Origin of the sequence: Barnesiella sp. CU968 (genome assembly GCF_905219685.1) — a bacterium.
GTDB classification, from domain to species: domain Bacteria; phylum Bacteroidota; class Bacteroidia; order Bacteroidales; family Muribaculaceae; genus Lepagella; species Lepagella muris_A.
In genome coordinates, this window is the sequence record NZ_CAJMXD010000597.1 from 1 (window position 1) to 1,043 (window position 1,043).

At 46.6% G+C, this 1,043-nt stretch carries 1 protein-coding gene; it reads left to right on the top strand.

The features are described 5' to 3' along the window. Positions 1 to 885 (top strand): DUF4421 domain-containing protein (locus JX312_RS13935; RefSeq protein WP_204458521.1); only part of this gene is annotated, 885 nt, incomplete at its 5' end. Between the last annotated feature and the right edge of the window lie 158 nt (positions 886 to 1,043).

Sequence of the window (1,043 nt, forward strand, 5' to 3'; positions counted from 1 at the left end):
AATTCCTATGACACAGACTATGTCACAGGAACGGGGCGCAGATGGAAAGCCCGCGTTGTCTCTGACAACTGGGTAGACTCCTATTACCTGAACATCGAGAAAAAGATGCCTGTAAGAATGATGAGCGACCTATACTGCAACGCCGGCGCATACATACAGTATATGGCTGTAAGCGTAGGCTACTCACTGGACATGAGCAACATCATCGGGAACAAACCATCGAATCACAAAAAACTTGAATTCGGATTCAACTGCGCGAGATTCAACGCTGAATTCCACTATTGGGAAAACACCGGAGGAACATTCATACGAACTTTCGGTAAATTCAACAACGGACGTCTTATTAAAAAGACATTTCCCGGGGCAGCTCAAAAAACAATTGGAATTAACGCCTATTATTTCTTCAACAACCGCAAATTCGCGATGGGCGCGGCATATAACTTTTCCAAATTTCAAAAAAGAAGCGCAGGCTCGGCAATAATAGGATTCAACTACAACAACCTCGACATAACGATGGACCTCAACCAGATTCCTGACGAACTGAAACCCTACCTTACCATAGACCCTCACATATACAGATTCCACTACAATTCATACTGTCTCATGGGCGGATACAGTTTCAACTGGGTGCTCAATCCCCACATTCTCTTAAACATCTCCGCCTTCCCGGGCATCGGATACACCCATGCCTATGAGGATTCCGCAGAGCAAGGAATGAAACTCTTCGCCATGACGCTCAAAGGGCAAGGCTCGCTTACATACAATCTTGGAGACTTCTTCGTATGCGCTGTTGCAAAACTTGACGGCAACTGGTATAACTCAGGCAACTTCTCTCTCTTCTCCTCGGTAGAGAACGCACAGGTCAGCGTAGGCGTGAGATTCTGACACACATATCACAATGCAGGAAGACAGACTGGAAACATGACAGACAACAGATACAGCACATCGGAGACCGATGTGACATTCATGAGACGAGCATTGGAACTGGCTACAAGAGGAGCCGGTTTCGTATCGCCCAATCCAATGGTCGGCGCAGTCATAAC